Consider the following 17139-nt stretch of genomic DNA (forward strand, 5'->3'; position numbering starts at 1 on the left):
ATGAGCACTGAGATCAAGTCCCCGCTGCCCGGCGTGTTCTATCGCAAGCCCTCGCCGGAGAGCGCGCCGTTCAAGAACGACGGCGATACGGTCGCTGCCGACGATGTCATCGGCCTCGTTGAAGTGATGAAGTCGTTCCACGAGGTCAAGGCCGGCGTTGCCGGCAGTAACATTCGCTTCTCTGTCGATGACGCGGATGCGGTTATGGCTGGTCAGGTGATCGCTGAGGTCGAGGCATGACCCTGCGCTCGGTCCTGATCGCCAACCGGGGCGAGATCGCTGTGCGGATCATCCGCGCGGCGAAGGCGCTGGGCCTGCGCACCGTGCTCGCGCACAGCATCGCGGACAAGGAGTCGCTGGCGGCGCAGCTCGCCGACGAGACGGTCGAGATCGGGCCGCCGGCGGCGAAGAAATCCTATCTGAACATCGAGGCCGTGGTGAACGCGGCCAAGGCGTCCAAGGTCGACGCCGTGCATCCCGGCTACGGCTTCCTCGCCGAGAATGCCGAGTTCGCCGACGCCGTGGCCGCGGCCGGCATCGTCTTCGTCGGCCCGAGCGCTGAGGCGATCCGGCTGCTCGGCGACAAGGTGATGGCGCGTCAGGTCGCGGCGCTCGCCGGCGTGCCGACCGTGCCGGGCTCGGACGGCCGCGTCACCGATCTCGATGAGGCCATCGCGATCGCGGCGCGGATCGGCTTTCCCGTGATGATCAAGGCGGCGGCCGGCGGCGGCGGGCGCGGCATCCGCATCGTCGGCGATGCGGAGGAGTTCGCCCGGCAGTTTCCACAGGCCTCCAGTGAAGCCGCGGCGGCATTCGGTGACGGCGGGCTGTACATCGAGAAGGTGATCGAGCGCGCGCGCCATGTCGAGGTGCAGATCCTCGGTGACGGCGACAACGTCGTGCATTGCTATGAGCGCGAATGCTCGCTGCAGCGGCGGCGTCAGAAGGTCTGGGAGGAGGCGCCTGCGGTGGGGCTGCCGGACGACGTCCGCCAGCGGCTCTGCGCCAGCGCCGTCGCGCTCGGCCGCGCCGTCGGCTACAGCGGCGCCGGCACGGTCGAATATCTCTACGATGATGCGACGAACGAATTCTACTTCATCGAGGTCAACACCCGCATCCAGGTCGAGCATCCCGTCACCGAGATGATCACCGGCATCGACCTGGTGCAGGAGATGCTGAAGATTGCCGGCGGCGCCAAGCTCTCGGTGACGCAGGACGACGTGCGCATCCAGGGCCACGCGATCGAGTGCCGGATCAATGCCGAGGATCCGCACAAAGGCTTCATGCCCGCGCCCGGCACGATCGAACGGCTTGCCGTGCCCGACGGCGAGGGCATCCGCTTCGATACCTTGCTGTTCGAAGGCTATGCGGTGCCGCCGTTCTACGACTCGCTGCTCGGCAAGCTGATCGTGCGGGGCGAGACCCGCGCCGACTGCCTGGCCCGGTTGCGCGAGGCGCTCGATTGTCTCGTGATCACTGGCATCCCCACGACCATTCCGCTGCATGCCGCGCTCGCGCGCGATGCCAGCGTGGCCGACGGACGCACCCATACCCGCTTTCTCGAGCCATGGCTCGAAACCGATTTCGCGCAGCTGGCCCGCGCCAGGGAGGACGCCTGATGACCACCCGCTACTCGTTCGGGGGTGACGAGCATCTCTTCGTCGAATGCGACGAGGCGATGTCCCTCGATGCCTTCTTCAAGAGCCTGTCGATGACCAATGCGATCCGCGACGCCGGCATCAAGGGCGTCACGGAGATCTGCCCGGCCAATGCCTCGTTCCAGATCAAGTTCGATCCCGATGTGATCAAGCCGAACGACATCCTGAAGGAGGTGCAGGGCATCGAGAGCGCGGCGGCGAAGACCGAGCCGGTCATCAAGACCCGCATCATCGAGATCCCGGTGTTCTATCAGGACCCCTGGACGCACGAGACCTTGATGCGCTTCCGCGAGCGGCACCAGGACCCGACCGCGACCGACCTCGAATATGCCGCGCGCGTCAACGGCCTCGCCGATGTCGATGCCTTCATCAAGGCGCATAGCGGCTCGCCCTGGTTCGTCTCGATGGTCGGCTTCGTCGCCGGCCTGCCGTTCATGTACCAGATGGTCGAGCGGGGCAAGCAGCTCCAGGTGCCGAAATATCTGCGCCCGCGCACCGACACGCCGAAGCTGACGATCGGCCATGGCGGCTGCTTCTCCTGCATCTACTCGGTGCGTGGCGCCGGCGGCTACCAGATGTTCGGCATCACGCCGATGCCGATCTTCGATCCCGAGCAGAGCATCTCATACCTGCGCGACTTCATGGTGTTCTTCCGCCCCGGCGACATCGTCAAGTTCAAGCCGATCCAGCAGGACGAATACGATCACGCGCTGGGCGAGGTCGCGTCCGGCCGCTTCGCGCCCATCATTCGCGACGTCACCTTCGACTTCCGCGATTTCCAGAAGGACATGACCGGCTACAACGCCAAGCTTCAGGGAGCGCTGGCATGACCATCAAGGTGCTTCATCCGGGTCTGTCGACCACCGTGCAGGACCTCGGCCGCCCCGGCTATTTCCATCTCGGCATTCCCGTCGGCGGCGCGATGGATCGGCTCGCGCTGCGCGCGGCAAACATGCTCGTCGGCAATGACGAGGGCGCAGCCTGTCTGGAAGCCGTCTTCATCGGCCCGCAGCTGGAGTTCACCGCGCCTGCGCGCATCGCCGTCACCGGGGCCGAGATGCCGATCAAGCTCGACGGCGTGGAACAGCCGGGCTGGACCGCGCTGGAGGTGAAGGCGGGGCAGGTGCTCAGCTTCGACTATCTCAAGAGCGGTGCGCGCATCATCATCGCAGTCTCAGGCGGCATCGACGTGCCGCTCGCGCTCGGCAGCCGCTCGACCTATCCGATCGGTGCGCTCGGCGGCTTCAAGGGCCGGCCGATTGCGGCCGGCGATGAGCTGCCGGTCGGTGTTGCCAGCAGCGGCAAGGCAGGCGCGAGCGTGCCCGAGGCGCTGCGGCGCAAGCCCGGCCATCCGGCCGAGCTGCGCGTGCTGCCGGGTCTCTATTGGCATCGCATCCTGCCGGAGTCGCAGCAGAGCTTCTTCGCCGATCAGTGGAAGGTCGCGCCCGAGGCCGACCGCATGGGCTATCGCTTCCGCGGCGGCCAGGCGCTGAAATTCGTCGAGCGCGAGCAGCCGTTCGGGGCCGGCTCCGATCCCTCCAACATCGTCGACAGCTGCTATCCCTATGGCTCGATCCAGGTGCCCGGCGGCAAGGAGCCGATCATCCTGCATCGCGATGCCGTCTCCGGCGGCGGCTACTTCATGGTCGGCACGGTGATCTCGGCCGACATGGACCTGATCGGCCAATTGCAGCCGAACATGCCGACGCGCTTCGTCGAGATCGACATGGATGGCGCGCTCGCGGCGCGCGCCGATCGCAAAGCTCTTCTGCAGAAGATCCGGGCGGCATTGGCCTGACCGCACTTCGGTGCGGCGGGCTTGTGCCGGGTTTCAAGACTGAATGACAAAGGGGTAGTTCAATGAAGAGTTTGGTTCGTGTTCTCCTGGCGTCCTCGGCGCTGGTGCTGTCGGCCGGCGCCCATGCTGCCGACTGGTATCCCTACGACGCCTCCAAGATCGAGCCGCCGTTCGCGGCCGACGGCAAGCCGTGGGATGTCAAATATGTCCCGCTGGAGAAGGCCTCCAAGCCGTGGAAGCTGTGTGTCTCGTTCCCGCACATGAAGGACGCCTATTGGCTCGGCGTCGACTATGGCGTCGCGGAGGAGGCGAAGCGCCTGGGCGTCAAGATGAACCTGGTCGAGGCCGGCGGCTACACCGAGCTCAACAAGCAGATCTCGCAGATCGAGGACTGCGTCGCGTCGGGCACTGATGCGGTCATCATCGGCGCGATCTCGGCCGATGGCCTCAACAAGGTGATCGGGGAGATCGCCAAGAAGAAGATCCCGGTGATCGACCTCGTCAACGGCATCTCGTCGCCGGATATTTCGGCCAAGTCGCTGGTGTCGTTCTACACGATGGGCGCGGAGACCGGCAGCTATCTCGCCAAGAAGCATCCGGCCGGCACGCCCGAGGTCGTGGTCGGCTGGTTCCCGGGCCCGGCCGGCGCCGGCTGGGTCGAGGCGGCCAACAAGGGCTTCATGGACGCGGTGAAGGGCTCGGCGATCAAGGTGCTGGAGCCGAAATATGGCGACACCGGCAAGGAGGTGCAGGCCAAGCTGGTCGAGGACGCGCTGCAGGCCGCGCCGAACATCCGCTACGTCGCCGGTACGGCCGTCACCGCCGAAGCGGCGCAGGGCCTGATCCGCGAGCGCGGGCTGAAGGGCAAGGTCGACCTGCTCGCCTTCTACATGACGCCCGGCGTCTACGAAGGCATCAAGCGCGGCCTGATCATGGCGGCGCCCGCAGACTCCATGGTCATCCAGGGCCGCATCGCGGTCGACCAGGCCGTGCGCATCCTCGAAGGCAAGGACTACGTCAAGCACGTCGGTCCGAAGATCTTCGTGGTCGACTCCGCCAATATCGGCAAGGTGCCGCCGGCGAACATCCTTCCCCCGGACGGCTTCAAACCCGTCTTCAACTAAGCGGGGGGCAGGTGCGGCTCTGCCTCTGTTCCCTGACGGGGGCAGGGCCGCATCGCAAGGGGGCCGATGATGAGTAGCCTAGCTGCACCGCTGGTCGAGATGACCGGGATCACCAAGGAGTTTCCCGGCGTCAAGGCGCTCAGCGGCGTCCATCTCAAGGTCGAGCGCGGCGAGGTGCATGTGCTGTTCGGCGAGAACGGCGCCGGCAAGTCGACCTTGATCTCGATTCTCTCCGGTGTATTCCGGCCCACGACCGGCTCGATCAGCATCGCTGGGCGTGAGGTGAGCTTTCATTCGGTGCACGACGCGGCCAAGGCCGGCATCGGCACCGTGTTCCAGGAATTCTCGCTGGTGCCCACCTTGCCGGTGTTCGAGAATCTCTATCTCGGCCGCGAGCTGATGCGCGGGCCGCTGACGGATCGCCGCGCCATGCTGGCCGGCGCGCGCAAACTGTTTGCCGAGCTCGATTTCGACATCGAGGTGACGCGTCCCGCGTCCAGCCTGTCGCGCGCGCAGCAGCAGATGGTGGAGATCGCCAAGGCGTTCCTGTCGAATGCCCGCGTGCTGATCCTCGACGAGCCCACGGCCTCGCTCACCGAGCGCGAGACCGAGCGCCTGTTCGGCTTCATTGGCAAGGCGGCCGCCTCCGGCGTCGGCATCATCTATATTTCGCACCGGATCCAGGAATTCCAAGAGATCGCCGACCGCATCTCGATCCTGCGCGACGGCCGCTTGATCGCGACCGTCCCGGCGCGCGGCACCTCGGAACGCGAGCTGATCGAGCTGATGACGGGGCGCGCGGTCGATCAGGTCTATCCGAAGATCGCCCATCGTACCGATGGCGCCGTGGTCATGACGCTGGAGGGCATCCGCACCGCGGGCGTCCATGGCGCAAGCCTTGAGGTGCGTGCCGGCGAGGTGCTCGGCTGCGCCGGTCTCGTCGGCAGCGGCAAATCGCGGATCTGGCGCGCGGCGATCGGATTGCAGCCATTGCAGGCCGGCAAGGTGACCCTGAAGGGCCGCGACGTCACCGGCGCCTCGACGCGCGCGCTGCTCAAGGACGGCGTGTTCTTCCTGCCGTCGGACCGCAAGAGCGAGGGCCTGCAGATGACCGCGAGCGCCCGCGGCAACATCGAGCTCAGCCTGCTCGACCGCAACGACGTTGCGGGTCCGCTCGGCTTCGTGGGGCCGCGCCGCAGCCGCGCGCTGACGGATGCGATCGGCAACAAGGTCGGCATCGCCAAGGGGGCGATGGATCGCGCGGTGTCGAAACTGTCTGGCGGCAACCAGCAGAAGGTGCTGTTCGGCAAGGGGTTTGGCGACAACCGCGACGTCTACATCTTCGACGAGCCGACGGTCGGCGTCGACATGGGCACGCGCATGGCGCTGTACCAGCTGATCAAGGACATCGCGGAGGCCGGCAAGGCCGTGGTCGTGATCTCCTCCGACCTCCCGGAGGTGATGAACCTGTCACATCGCTTGCTGGTGTTCGCCAAGGGCCGCATCGCGGCCGAGCTCTCCGGCGACGCGATCGCGGAAGAGAACGTCTTGAAACATTTCTTTGCCGAAACGGAGAGCGCGGCGTGAGCATGCCAACGACGACAATTGCCGAGGACACGGCCGCGCCGCGCCGCGCCAATGCGGTGCTCACGGGCCTGCGCGCGCTGTTCCTGCGCGTCGGTGTGCTGCCGTTCTTCCTGGTCGCCACCCTGATCGCGTTCTCGCTGGTGTCCAAGGAATTCCTGGCGCTGCAGAACCTCACCAACGTCGCGCGGCAGTCGGTCTACCTGATCCTGGTCTCGCTCGGTCAGATGCTGGCGCTGGTCACCGGCGGCTTCGACCTCTCGGTCGGCACGGCCATCGCGCTGACATCTGTGGTCTCGGCGCTCGCGATGGTGACGCTGTCGCATATGCTACCGCCGGACATGCTGTGGCTGGTGATCGTGCTCGGCTGCTGCGCCGGGCTTGCGGCGGCGCTCGTCATCGGCAGCATCAACGGGCTTGGAATTGCCCTGTTCGGCGTCTCGCCCTTCATCATGACGCTGGGCGTGCAGTCGGTCGGCGCCGGCATCGCGCTGTTCCTGACCGGCGGCGTGCCGGTGTCCGGCGTGCCCTATGAGTTCGGCGACGTCCTCGGCTTCGGCCGCGTGTTCGACATTCCGGTCCCCGTGCTGGTCGCCGTGGTGGCGGCCAGCACGATCTGGCTGGTGATGAACCGCACTCGTCTCGGCAAGCACATCCAAGCGGTCGGCGGCAACGCCAAGGCGGCCCGGCTGTCGGGCGTCAACACCACGAAGGTGCTGTTCATCGCCTATGCGCTATGCGCGCTGCTGGCTTCCGTCGCGGGCCTGCTGCTGACCGCCCGCGTCGGCTCCGGTGAGACCAATCTCGGCGGCACCATCGCGCTGGAGTCGATCGCGGCCTGCGTCATCGCCGGCGTGTCGCTGCATGGCGGCATCGGCCGGGTCGAGAACGTCGTGCTCGGTGGCTTCTTCATCGTGCTCTTGCAGAACGGCATGAACATCGCGCAGATCGGTTCCTACATGCAGATGGTGCTGCTTGGCTCGCTGCTGGTGCTCGCCGTCATCCTCGATCAGGTCCGATACCGGCTGCTCGTGGGGGAGCGGTGATCGCAGGCCTCTGGACGTTGGCGGCGCAATCCGGCATCACCTCGTGCGCTTTTGCGACCTGGGCGGTGACCGATGAGCGACGACCTTCACACGATCAGCGCAGGCGGCATCACTGCGACGATCAAGGCGGATGGTGCCGAGCTGTGCTCGCTGAAGACGGCCAATGATCTGGAGTTGCTCTGGCAAGCAGGCGCTGCGTGGCCGCGTCATGCGCCCTGGCTGTTTCCGATCGTCGGCCGGCTCAAGAATGACCAGCTCCACCACGGCGGCCGAACCTATCCGATGACGCAGCATGGCTTTGCGCGTGACCTGCGCTTCACGTGGTTGGAGCGTGGCGCGGAGGCCTGCATACTGCAACTGACCGACGACCAGACGACGCAAGCGCGCTATCCCTTCGCCTTCCGCCTGACGTTGAGCTACCGGATCACCGCCGATGCGCTCGACATGGTGGTCGAGATCGCGAACCCCGGCGCGGAGGTGCTGCCGGCCTCGTTCGGCGCACATCCCGCCTTCAACTGGCCGTTGCTCCCGGGCGAGCCGAAAGACAGCTATCGCCTGGTCTTTGCCGAACCCGAGCCGGCACCGATCCGGCGCCTGACCGGTGGCTTGCTGTGCGAGCGGCCGGAGCGCTCGCCGATCGAAGGGCGCGTGCTGTCGTTGAACGAACGCCTTTTCGAGAACGATGCCGTGATCCTGGATCAGCCCTTGAGCCGCTCGGTTCGCCTGGTCGGGAGCAGGGGACCGGCCCTCGACATCAGCTGGGACGGTTTCCGCGAGCTCGGCATTTGGTCGAAGCCGGGCGGCGCGCCGTTCCTGTGCATCGAGCCTTGGCGCGGATTTGCGAGCCCGCTCGATTTTGATGCGGAGTTCATGGCCAAGCCTGGCATTATGCATATCGCAACGGGAGCAGCTGAGACGCTGCGTTGCCGCATCGAGATCCAATCATCCGATTAGTATGACTTATGTGGCAAGCGCCCGTTTGCGTGCACAGCGGTAACCGTGACTCGCAGTTTAAGGCCTGGAAAAGGCGACGCCGCGACCTACATCAGAGACGGCGGCGGAACTTTGGATATGATGCGTCGAACGACCGGCGGTTGTTGGGCTTTTTTCTCCTAACCGATAACGGGCGATCAACGAACATCACGGTGCGGGTCAAAGCGCTGAGCGCTTGCGGCGGTCGACGTTGCAATCCGTGTCGCCAGGGGATCTCGCAGCAGGGGCGCGCAATTGAGGTTGCGCGGGAAGACGGGAGGACGGGATGGTCTTGAGAGCGTTCATCGGCATGGTCACTTGCGCCGTGTTGCTCACGGGAACGGAATCCATCGCAGGTACATATCAGCCGGGTGACTTCCTCCGGCTCGACTTGTCGAAGGCCGTCTTGTCGCCGGAGCCACTTGGACCCGAGGCGCATTTCGAGCCCGTTCCTATCGAGGCTCGGACCGACCGGCCAACTGTCGCGTCCCGGCTGCCGGTGGATTCGGATATCACCGCGATCGTCCCGCATGCCAACGTCGCCCGCCGGCCTCAGGCCGCACGGACGGCGGAGCGGCCGCGCGGCGCGGCCCGCAACCGACTCGCGCAGCGGCGCGGCAATCCGCTGGATGCGCAGGCGATGGACACGCGGATTCAGACCTGGCCTTGCCGGCCGGGAAACGGCGGAATCTGCGGCTGGCGTTGAGCCGGATGCTGGTCCTCCAAGACGGAACCAATCTCCCGATATCTTGATTGAGGTCGGATGCCGGCCCGCTTGAACTGCCAAGCGCCGCGCAGGCAAGCTGAGCCGATCCCGCCAAGGTCTTGATGTTCCGAGGCTGCCGCCAGCATCCGCTCGGCCGCCGGTTGGCGCGTCTCCAGGAGAAGTCATGAACGTCATTGAAACGCAGGGTATCCGTCTGCCGAAGCTTGGCCTTGGCACGTTTCGCATGCAGGGTACGGTATGCCGCGAGGCCGTCGAGAGCGCGCTCGCGCTCGGTTATCGTCACATCGACACCGCCGAGATGTACGCCAACGAGGATGCGATCGGCGCCGCGCTCGCCGCGGCGTCGGTGGCGCGGGAGGAATTGCATGTCACGACAAAGGTCTGGCCGGAAAATCTCGCGCCGGACTCGATCCGCCGCGCGTTCGACACCAGCTTGAAGAAGCTCAGGCTGGACTTCGTCGATCTCTATCTCATCCATTGGCCGGCCAAGGGAATGAATCTTCCGGCCGCGCTGGACACGCTGCTGAAGCTGAAGGAGGAGGGCCGCACCCGTGCCATCGGCGTCGCCAACTTCACGGTCGCGCAGCTGAAGCAGGCCGTCGAGGACATCCAGGCGCCGATCGCCTGCAATCAGGTCGAGTATCACGTGATGCTCGACCAATCGAAGCTGATGACCTACATGGCCAGCCGGTCGATTCCCCTTGTTGCCTATTGTCCGCTGGCGCAGGGGAGGGCCGCCGCCGACGAGACGCTGGCGTCGATCGGGAAAAAGCACGGCGCGAGCGCCGCGCAGGTCGCCCTGAAGTGGCTGCTCGACCAGGACGGTGTCGCGGCCATCCCGAAGGCCGGCCGCAAGGAAAGCCAGCAGGCCAATTGGGATGCGATGAAAGTTCAGCTGGACGACGAGGACCGCAAGACGATCGCGGCTCTCCCGAAGGACAAGCGCTTCGTCAACCCGGGCTTCGCGCCGGAGTGGGATCGCTGACGATTCGTTTCTGAACTATATGCAGAAAAATGGCCCCTCTCGGGGCCATTTCCTTGTCTGCGCAGCAGATCAGTAGCGCTTGATGATGACCGTGCGATCGTGATGGCGGTGATGCGGCCGGACATAGCGAGGGCCGTAGGCGCGATGGATGCGGTATTCGGCACGCGAGCGGTCCCAGCCGTGATGGTGGTGGCCGCCACGCTTGATGATCACCGTCTCGGCGTTGGCGATCGACGGCGCCGCCAGCGCGATGACCGAGAGCGAAGCGAGCGCGAGAGCGATTTTCTTCATGTTGTCCTCCAGGATGAATTGCGCGAGGTCAACTTGAAGTGTGACAGAACGTTCCGCAGGAACTTCGGGGAAGTTGCTGAATGCGTGTTCAGATTTCGTGTTCGTCGCGCGGCGAGCTGCAGCTGCTGCAGGTGTCTCAGTCACACCTGTTGAGCGTCGGCGTCGGCTTGCCATTGGCGACGAAGCGCCCGTCACGAATGGTGTAGCTGTCATCCTCGCCGCGATTGAAGACGGAGCGGATGCTGCCATCGGCCGTCCGGGTGATTCCGTTCTCACGCGTTTGGCGCGCTTTGGGCAGCACGATCGAGAGTACCAGCGTCTGGTCCGCCTCGACGCGCGCATTCGCGACCTGGTTGACGTCGGATGGATCATGGTCGCGACGGTAGATCAGACGATCATCCGGCGTGACTTCGTAGGAGATGATGGCGCCGCGGCCCTTCACCGGTGGTGCGCTGCAATCGGCCGCCCAGGTCCCGATTAGGCCCCAGGCTCGAGCGACGTCGACGGTCTCATCGGCTGACGCGACAGAGCCGAGTGAAGATGCGCAGAGGATGATCGCCAGGAGAGGGCGGCAGATAGGGGGCATGCGGTCTCGCAGAGCTGACTGCCTCGCCATCTTAATGCACTGCGTCAACGGCGCAACGACGGACCTGCGCGCGATCGTTGGCACAAAGTCTCATTCTTTTAGAACCGGCCTTGCTGGGCCACAGGCCGAGGCGCATGCTTCCTGCAACTACAAACGAGCTTGGGGAGGCTGAACATGTCTGCGCTTTCACGCCGCAAATTCCTTTTGACGTCCGGAGCGGCCGCAATGGCCGCGATGTCGGGTCCGGCTCGTGCCGCGATGGGGCCCACCGACAAGTTCGACCTGGTGATCAAGGGCGGCGACCTCGTCGATCCTAGCCAGTCGCTGCGCGGCAAGCGGGACGTCGGGATCCGCTGGGGCGTCGTCGAAGCGGTCGAACCCGAGATCCCTGCCGAGCGAGGCCTGCGGTCGATCGATGCCGCCGGCCGGCTGGTGATGCCGGGGCTCATCGACCTCCACAGCCATGTCTACCCCTACGGTTCGGCGATCGGCATTCCGCCGGACGAACTGGTGCAATTCCAGGGCACGACCACGGTCGTCTCGGCTGGCGACGCCGGCGTGAACAACATCGCCGCGCTGCGCCGCTTCATCGCCGCCCAGTCGCGCGCACGCATCTACGCCTTCATCCATATCGCCAACAACGGCCTGTCGGCGTTCCCGGTCGCCGAGCTCTACAACATCGACAATGCGCAGGTGGACGCCTGCGCCATGGCGCTGGCCGAGAACCCGGACTTCCTGCTCGGGGTCAAGGTTCGGATGTCCGAGAACGTGATCTTCAAGCACGGGCTCGAGCCTTTGAAGCGCGCCATCAAGGCCTGTGAGCTATGCGGCTGGCCGGCGCGGATGATGGTGCATATCGGGGGCGTCGAGACCGCCGAGCTGATGTCCCAGATCCTGGACCTGTTGCGGCCCGGCGATGTCCTGACCCATGCCTATTCCGGCGCGCCGAACCTCGGGGGCGCCTTCACCAACATCGTCCAGGACGGCAAGCTCCTGCCGGCGGCGCTCGCCGCCAAGCAGCGCGGCGTGCTGTTCGATGTCGGTCATGGCGGCGGCAGCTTCGACTTCACGGTGGCCGAGGTGGCGATCCCCGGCGGCTGCGGGCCGGACGTCATCTCCTCGGACATCCATGTGTTCTCGGGCAATTCACCGGGCATGCCGTTCCTGCCCAACGTCATGGGCAAATTCCTGGCGATGGGATTCTCCCTGGAGCAGGTGGTGAGCATGGCAACCTCGGCGCCGGCCAAGATCATCAGCCGGACGCCCAAGCTCGGCACCTTGCAGGTGGGTGCGCCGGCCGATATCGCGATCATGGATCTGGTCGAAGGGCCCGTCAGCTTCCTGGACACGCGAGGCAACAAGCGCGAGGGCAAGCTTCAGCTGAAGCCGGCGCAGACCGTGATCAACGGTGTGCCATTCGGCCGGCCCTATCAGTCGCCGTTCTCGGTGCGATGAAACATCGGCGCGATCATTCGGTCGCGCTGCTTCGCTCCACATTAGCCGAACGCTTGGGCACGCCGAACTCGTCGCGGCAGACCTCCGCGAGGACGGCGATGCCCTCCCGGATCTCCTGATGCGAGGGGCTGGCAAAGCACAGCCTCACGCGGCTTCGCGCATGAGCGGCGTCGGTCGACCATTCCGGTCCCGGATTGATCGACACGCCGCGCTTGAGTGCGGCCTGCGAGAGCTTCATCGCGTCGACCTGGTCCGGCAGCTTGACCCAGAGAAAGATACCGCCCTTCGGCGGCTCGAACTCGGCGGCCGTTCCAAACTCGGCATTGAGCGCGTCGATCAGGGTGTCCAGCTTGGCGCGCAGCCCGCGCACCAGTTGCGGCACGTGGCTCGCGAAATGCGGCTTGCAGTATTCCGCCAGCACCATCTGCTCGAGGGCGCCCGAGCCGGCGTCGGTCTTGAGCGCCAGCAGCACCGACATGATCTCCCAGGGCGCGACCAGAAAGCCGACGCGCAGGGCAGGTGCGACCGATTTCGAGAATGAGCCGAGGTGGATGACGCCGCCATGGTCGGACATGCCATGGATCGCGCGCGGCCGTTTGCCCTCCCAGATCAAGTCGGCATAACAGTCGTCCTCGAACACCGGCACGCCATAGGCGCGCGACAGCCACAACAGCTCGGCGCGGCGGTTCTCCGGCATGATGGTGCCGGTCGGGTTCTGCACCGTGGGAATGGTATAGATGTATTTCGGCCGGATGCCGCGATCCTTCAAATCGGCCAGCACGGTGGCCAGCACGTCCGTTCGCATGCCGTCCCGGTCGAGCGGGATGCCGATGACCTTCACACCGAGCCGCGCCAGCCGCGTCAGCGTGCCCTGGTAATTGTCCTGCTCGACCAGCACGGTGTCGCCGCGCGTGAGCAGCGCCTGGTTGACCAGGTCGAGCCCCTGCAACGAGCCGGACAGGATCATGATGTCGTCCGCCCGCGCCGACAGGCCGGCGTCGCGCGCCAGCTTGGCGGCCAGGAAGTCCCGCAATGGCCGATAGCCCTGCGGTCCATGGGCGAGGCCGTAGGTCGCCAGGGAACGGCCTTCGCGGGCCAGCACGGCGTCAGCCGCGGCGCGCAAGTCTTCGACCGGCACGGCGTCAGCGTCATTGTTGCCGCCGACGAAGCTGTATCTTGCAAGTCCGGTCCAGCGCGCGGCCGGCGGCGGCAGGCCGGGGCCGAGGAGCGGTGCAAAATCGAATGCGGCCATGAGGCACGCCTCCCTTGTTCTCAATTTGCCGCGACTTTAAACAGATACCAGGGCGCTTGTCCCCACGGGACAGGTCCTTTTCCGGGGAAGGCCGACTTTCGAGCCGCGGTTCCGCTGCTCTGGCGCGCGCCCGCGATCCCGGCTAAAGCACCCCGGAAAAGCAGCGAGACTTGTAATGGCCGACTCGATCCAGGAAGTTCTGTACGCCTTCGCCAAGGGCGAGATGGTCGTCGTGACCGACGATGACGATCGCGAAGGGGAAGGCGATCTGATCGTGGCGGCCTCGCTGTGCACGCCCGACAAGATGGCGTTCATCATCCGTCACACTTCGGGCATCGTCTGCGCCCCGATCACGGCTGAGGACGCACGGCGGTTGCGTCTCGATCCGATGGTCGCTCACAACGACTCCAATCATACCACGGCCTTCACCGTCTCGATCGACTACAAGCCGGATGGTGGCACAGGCATCTCCGCCGAGGAGCGCGCCTCCTGCTGCCGTGCGCTCGCCAATCCGAATGCCGGCGCCGCTGATTTCGCGCGCCCCGGCCATATCTTCCCGCTGATCGCGCGTGACGGCGGTGTGCTGCTGCGCTCGGGCCATACCGAGGCGGCGGTCGATCTCTGCAAGCTCTCCGGGCTGCCGCCGGTCGGCGTCATCTCGGAGTTGATGAACGACGACGGCACCGTGATGAAGGGCGAGCAGGTCGTCCGCTTCGCCGCCGCCCACAATCTCAAGCACGTCACGATTGCCGACCTGATCTCCTACCGGCAGGCGCGCGAGAAGCTGATCGAGCGGGTGTCGACCTTCACGACCGAAAGCCCGATCGGGCCGCTGCAGGGCTACGCCTACCGTTCGCCGTTCGATCCGATCACTCATGCGGCGTTCGTCTACAACGGCATCGGCGACGGCAAGAACGTGCTGACGCGCCTGCACAAGCCCAACATCGTGAAGGATCTGATTGCGGGTCCGCAGCGTATTCAAGCGGTGCTGCAGCACTTCAAGCAGGCCGGCCGTGGCGTGCTGATCTATCTGCGTGACGGCGCGGCCGGCGTTCCGGTCGAGCCGGTCACGGAGCCGCATACCGCAGAGGCCGATCGCCACCGTCAGTGGCGCGAGGTCGGTGTCGGTGCGCAGATTCTGCGCGATCTCGGCGTGACGTCGATCCGGAACCTGACCTCGTCGGCCCATGACTACAAGGGCCTGTCGGGGTTCGGCATCGAGATCGTCGCCAATGAGCGGCTTGAAGGCTGAACTTCCAGGATTTAACCTCCAGACGGCTGCGACCCGTGCGCAGCGAGACGCGAAAGGACCATTCATGAGCGCGCGCCCTCAGGCAAAGGACAAGCCGGCCCAGTCGAGCTTCCAGTGGGACGATCCCTTCCTGCTGGACGAGCAATTGACCGAGGACGAGCGCATGGTGCGTGACACCGCGCGCGCCTATGCCCAGGACAAGCTGCTGCCGCGCGTGACCAAGGCCTATCTCGAGGAGAAGACCGACCGCGAGATCTTCAACGAGATGGGCGAGCTCGGCCTGATCGGCATCACGCTGCCGGAAGAATATGGCTGCGCCAATGCGAGCTACGTCGCCTACGGCCTCGTGGCGCGCGAGATCGAGCGCGTCGATTCCGGCTACCGCTCGATGAACTCGGTGCAGTCGTCGCTGGTGATGTATCCGATCTACGCCTATGGCGACGAGAACCAGCGCAAGAAATATCTCCCGAAGCTCGCCAGCGGCGAATGGGTCGGCTGCTTCGGCCTGACCGAGCCGGACGCCGGCTCCGATCCGGCCGGCATGAAGACGCGCGCGGAAAAGGTGGCCGACGGCTATCGGCTGACCGGCAGCAAGATGTGGATCTCGAACGCGCCGATCGCCGACGTGTTCGTGGTGTGGGCCAAGTCGGCCGCGCATGACAACCAGATCCGCGGCTTCATCCTCGAGAAGGGCATGAAGGGCCTGTCGGCGCCGAAGATCGGTGGCAAGCTGTCCTTGCGCGCCTCGATCACCGGCGAGGTCGTGATGGACGGCGTGGTGGTGCCGGAAGACGCGCTGCTGCCCAACGTGTCGGGCCTCAAGGGCCCGTTCGGCTGCCTCAACCGCGCCCGCTACGGCATCTCCTGGGGCGTGCTCGGCGCCGCCGAGGACTGCATGCAGCGCGCCCGCCAGTACACGCTGGACCGCAAGCAGTTCGGCCGTCCGCTCGCCGCCACCCAGCTGGTGCAGAAGAAGCTCGCCGACATGGAGACCGAGATCGCGCTCGGCCTGCAGGGCTCGCTTCGCGTCGGCCGGCTGATGGACGAGGGCAAGATGGCCCCCGAGATGATCTCGATCGTCAAGCGCAACAATTGCGGCAAGGCGCTCGACATCGCCCGCGTTGCCCGCGACATGCACGGCGGCAACGGCATCCAGATCGAGTATCACGTGATGCGCCACGTCTCCAACCTCGAGACGGTCAACACCTATGAGGGGACGCACGACGTCCACGCCCTGATCCTCGGCCGGGCGATCACGGGTATTCAGGCGTTCTTCTAAGGGCGCTACGCGACGCGCGTCGCCTCCGCCCGCGAGATGGGCGGTCGCCATCGCGCTCACCACTGTCATCGGCCGCGAAGGCGGACGATCCAGTAATCGCCGGCTCATCGAGACTCATGACCGTCTCGGAGTACTGGATACCCCGCTTTCGCGGGGTATGACGGCGGAGAGTGGGGTGACTGTGTGCCCCATGCAGGAAGGCACGCCATGGCCGACAATGACGACATCCCGTTCAACCGCAGCTTCCCGCTCGTCGCTGGACAAGTGGACGAGGTGCGGCCAGGCATTCGCCGCGTTCTCTGCAACAATCCGAGTCCCTTCACCTTCACCGGCACCGTCAGCTACATCGTCGGCCGCGGCAACGTCGCGATCATCGATCCCGGCCCGGATAACGAGGCGCATGCGCAGGCGCTGCTGGATGCCGTCCGCGGGGAGACGGTGACCCATATCATCGTCACGCATACGCATCGTGACCACTCGCCGAACACCGGACGTTTGAAGGCTGCGACTGGCGCCACGGTCTATGCCGAGGGTCCGCACCGCGCCTCGCGGCCGCGCTATGAGAGCGAGAAGCACAGTCCGGAATCCGGCGTCGACCGCGACTTCGCGCCGGATGTCGCGATCGCCGACGGCGACGTGATCGAAGGGCAGGGGTGGCAGCTCGAGGCGGTGGCGACGCCCGGGCATACAGCCAATCATCTCGCTTTCGCCTGGAGCGAGCGCAGCACGACCTTCGTCGGCGATCACGTGATGGGCTGGGCCACGTCGATCGTGGCGCCGCCCGATGGCTCGATGGTTGACTACATGGCCTCGCTGGAGCGGCTCGCGGGCCGGCCGGAGGATCTCTATTTCTCGGGCCATGGCCCCGAGATTCCCGAAGGCCCGCGCTACACCCGCTTCCTGCTGCGCCACCGCCAGGCCCGTGAAGCCTCGATCCTGCATCGCCTCGCCAAGGGCGAAGCGGACATCCCGACCATGGTGCGCGCGATCTATATCGGCATCGATCCCCGCCTCACCACCGCGGCCGGCTATTCCGTGCTGGCCCATCTGGAAGACCTTGTGGCTCGCGGCATCGTGGCGACCGAGGGCGATCCGGTCATTGGTGGGACTTATCGGCTGGCGTAGCGAAA

General features: G+C 65.7%; 17 protein-coding genes. 14 read left to right on the forward strand and 3 right to left on the reverse strand.

Going from position 1 to position 17139, the window contains the following annotated elements; genetic code table 11:
- The 10 genes from QXZ94_RS01375 to QXZ94_RS01420 all read left to right on the forward strand — a co-directional run bounded on the left by QXZ94_RS01375 (position 1) and on the right by QXZ94_RS01420 (position 9894).
- Positions 1-240 (forward strand): acetyl-CoA carboxylase, encoded by a 240-nt coding sequence (locus tag QXZ94_RS01375; RefSeq protein WP_315718896.1) that lies wholly within the window; start codon positions 1-3, stop codon positions 238-240.
- Positions 237-1619, forward strand: a complete 1383-nt coding sequence (locus QXZ94_RS01380; RefSeq protein ID WP_315718897.1) for an acetyl-CoA carboxylase biotin carboxylase subunit — start codon at positions 237-239, stop codon at positions 1617-1619. Before QXZ94_RS01375 ends, QXZ94_RS01380 begins: the two co-directional genes overlap by 4 nt.
- Positions 1619-2488 carry an allophanate hydrolase subunit 1 gene (locus QXZ94_RS01385; RefSeq protein ID WP_315718898.1) on the forward strand — a complete coding sequence of 290 codons (870 nt, stop codon included), beginning with the start codon at positions 1619-1621 and terminating at the stop codon, positions 2486-2488. Before QXZ94_RS01380 ends, QXZ94_RS01385 begins: the two co-directional genes overlap by 1 nt.
- The gene (locus tag QXZ94_RS01390) at positions 2485-3456 is read left to right on the forward strand and encodes a biotin-dependent carboxyltransferase family protein (protein ID WP_315718899.1); all 972 of its coding nucleotides are present in this window, start codon (positions 2485-2487) and stop codon (positions 3454-3456) included. The genes QXZ94_RS01385 and QXZ94_RS01390 overlap by 4 nt, the downstream gene beginning before the upstream one ends.
- A gap of 62 nt (positions 3457-3518) precedes the next feature.
- The gene (gene torT / locus QXZ94_RS01395) at positions 3519-4580 is read left to right on the forward strand and encodes a TMAO reductase system periplasmic protein TorT (RefSeq protein ID WP_315718900.1); all 1062 of its coding nucleotides are present in this window, start codon (positions 3519-3521) and stop codon (positions 4578-4580) included.
- Positions 4581-4649: 69 nt separating this feature from the next.
- A complete protein-coding gene (locus tag QXZ94_RS01400) occupies positions 4650-6167 on the forward strand; it encodes a sugar ABC transporter ATP-binding protein (RefSeq protein ID WP_315718901.1) in 1518 nt (505 codons plus the stop codon).
- Entirely contained in the window at positions 6164-7210 is a 1047-nt protein-coding gene (locus QXZ94_RS01405) for an ABC transporter permease (protein WP_315718902.1), read from the forward strand. Before QXZ94_RS01400 ends, QXZ94_RS01405 begins: the two co-directional genes overlap by 4 nt.
- Positions 7211-7282: 72 nt before the next feature.
- Positions 7283-8164: an aldose 1-epimerase family protein gene (locus QXZ94_RS01410; RefSeq protein WP_315718903.1), complete on the forward strand. Its 882-nt coding sequence runs from the start codon at positions 7283-7285 to the stop codon at positions 8162-8164.
- Between the two features lie 304 nt (positions 8165-8468).
- Positions 8469-8888 (forward strand): hypothetical protein, encoded by a 420-nt coding sequence (locus QXZ94_RS01415; RefSeq protein WP_315718904.1) that lies wholly within the window; start codon positions 8469-8471, stop codon positions 8886-8888.
- Positions 8889-9072: 184 nt separating this feature from the next.
- A complete protein-coding gene (locus QXZ94_RS01420) occupies positions 9073-9894 on the forward strand; it encodes an aldo/keto reductase (protein ID WP_315718905.1) in 822 nt (273 codons plus the stop codon).
- A 69-nt stretch (positions 9895-9963) separates the two neighbouring features.
- Here QXZ94_RS01420 and QXZ94_RS01425 read toward each other — a convergent pair whose 3' ends face one another.
- Together QXZ94_RS01425 and QXZ94_RS01430 are read right to left on the reverse strand one after the other, a co-directional pair.
- Complete coding sequence (locus QXZ94_RS01425; protein ID WP_315718906.1) at positions 9964-10185, reverse strand: hypothetical protein; 222 nt, start codon at positions 10183-10185, stop codon at positions 9964-9966.
- Between the two features lie 136 nt (positions 10186-10321).
- Positions 10322-10771, reverse strand: coding sequence for a hypothetical protein (locus QXZ94_RS01430; protein WP_315718907.1), 450 nt, complete (start codon positions 10769-10771; stop codon positions 10322-10324).
- A gap of 174 nt (positions 10772-10945) precedes the next feature.
- On the opposite strand from QXZ94_RS01430, the gene QXZ94_RS01435 reads away from it, so the two are divergent.
- Entirely contained in the window at positions 10946-12226 is a 1281-nt protein-coding gene (locus tag QXZ94_RS01435) for an amidohydrolase/deacetylase family metallohydrolase (protein ID WP_315718908.1), read from the forward strand.
- Positions 12227-12239: 13 nt separating this feature from the next.
- Here the strand turns inward: QXZ94_RS01435 and QXZ94_RS01440 are convergent, their stop codons facing one another.
- Positions 12240-13478 (reverse strand): PLP-dependent aminotransferase family protein, encoded by a 1239-nt coding sequence (locus QXZ94_RS01440; RefSeq protein ID WP_315718909.1) that lies wholly within the window; start codon positions 13476-13478, stop codon positions 12240-12242.
- 175 nt (positions 13479-13653) lie between these two features.
- Here QXZ94_RS01440 and ribB point away from each other — a divergent pair, with 175 nt between their 5' ends.
- The 3 genes from ribB to QXZ94_RS01455 all read left to right on the forward strand — a co-directional run bounded on the left by ribB (position 13654) and on the right by QXZ94_RS01455 (position 17134).
- Complete coding sequence (gene ribB, locus QXZ94_RS01445; protein WP_315718910.1) at positions 13654-14730, forward strand: 3,4-dihydroxy-2-butanone-4-phosphate synthase; 1077 nt, start codon at positions 13654-13656, stop codon at positions 14728-14730.
- A 64-nt stretch (positions 14731-14794) separates the two neighbouring features.
- Complete coding sequence (locus QXZ94_RS01450) at positions 14795-16009, forward strand: acyl-CoA dehydrogenase (RefSeq protein WP_172110683.1); 1215 nt, start codon at positions 14795-14797, stop codon at positions 16007-16009.
- A 207-nt stretch (positions 16010-16216) separates the two neighbouring features.
- A complete protein-coding gene (locus QXZ94_RS01455; protein WP_315718911.1) occupies positions 16217-17134 on the forward strand; it encodes an MBL fold metallo-hydrolase in 918 nt (305 codons plus the stop codon).
- The last annotated feature ends 5 nt before the right edge of the window (positions 17135-17139 follow it).

Source organism: Bradyrhizobium sp. SZCCHNS2022 (assembly GCF_032377575.1).
GTDB classification, from domain to species: Bacteria; Pseudomonadota; Alphaproteobacteria; order Rhizobiales; family Xanthobacteraceae; genus Bradyrhizobium; species Bradyrhizobium aeschynomenes.

Excerpts from the sequence above, each read along its gene's own strand:
- QXZ94_RS01375 (WP_315718896.1), top strand. The coding sequence starts at position 1 with ATGAGCACTGAGATCAAGTCCCCGCTGCCCGGCGTGTTCTATCGCAAG.
- QXZ94_RS01380 (WP_315718897.1), top strand. The coding sequence starts at position 237 with ATGACCCTGCGCTCGGTCCTGATCGCCAACCGGGGCGAGATCGCTGTG.
- QXZ94_RS01385 (WP_315718898.1), top strand. The coding sequence starts at position 1,619 with ATGACCACCCGCTACTCGTTCGGGGGTGACGAGCATCTCTTCGTCGAA.
- QXZ94_RS01390 (WP_315718899.1), top strand. The coding sequence starts at position 2,485 with ATGACCATCAAGGTGCTTCATCCGGGTCTGTCGACCACCGTGCAGGAC.
- torT (WP_315718900.1), top strand. The coding sequence starts at position 3,519 with ATGAAGAGTTTGGTTCGTGTTCTCCTGGCGTCCTCGGCGCTGGTGCTG.
- QXZ94_RS01400 (WP_315718901.1), top strand. The coding sequence starts at position 4,650 with ATGAGTAGCCTAGCTGCACCGCTGGTCGAGATGACCGGGATCACCAAG.
- QXZ94_RS01410 (WP_315718903.1), top strand. The coding sequence starts at position 7,283 with ATGAGCGACGACCTTCACACGATCAGCGCAGGCGGCATCACTGCGACG.
- QXZ94_RS01415 (WP_315718904.1), top strand. The coding sequence starts at position 8,469 with ATGGTCTTGAGAGCGTTCATCGGCATGGTCACTTGCGCCGTGTTGCTC.
- QXZ94_RS01420 (WP_315718905.1), top strand. The coding sequence starts at position 9,073 with ATGAACGTCATTGAAACGCAGGGTATCCGTCTGCCGAAGCTTGGCCTT.
- QXZ94_RS01425 (WP_315718906.1), bottom strand. The coding sequence starts at position 10,185 with ATGAAGAAAATCGCTCTCGCGCTCGCTTCGCTCTCGGTCATCGCGCTG.
- QXZ94_RS01430 (WP_315718907.1), bottom strand. The coding sequence starts at position 10,771 with ATGCCCCCTATCTGCCGCCCTCTCCTGGCGATCATCCTCTGCGCATCT.
- QXZ94_RS01435 (WP_315718908.1), top strand. The coding sequence starts at position 10,946 with ATGTCTGCGCTTTCACGCCGCAAATTCCTTTTGACGTCCGGAGCGGCC.
- QXZ94_RS01440 (WP_315718909.1), bottom strand. The coding sequence starts at position 13,478 with ATGGCCGCATTCGATTTTGCACCGCTCCTCGGCCCCGGCCTGCCGCCG.
- ribB (WP_315718910.1), top strand. The coding sequence starts at position 13,654 with ATGGCCGACTCGATCCAGGAAGTTCTGTACGCCTTCGCCAAGGGCGAG.
- QXZ94_RS01450 (WP_172110683.1), top strand. The coding sequence starts at position 14,795 with ATGAGCGCGCGCCCTCAGGCAAAGGACAAGCCGGCCCAGTCGAGCTTC.
- QXZ94_RS01455 (WP_315718911.1), top strand. The coding sequence starts at position 16,217 with ATGGCCGACAATGACGACATCCCGTTCAACCGCAGCTTCCCGCTCGTC.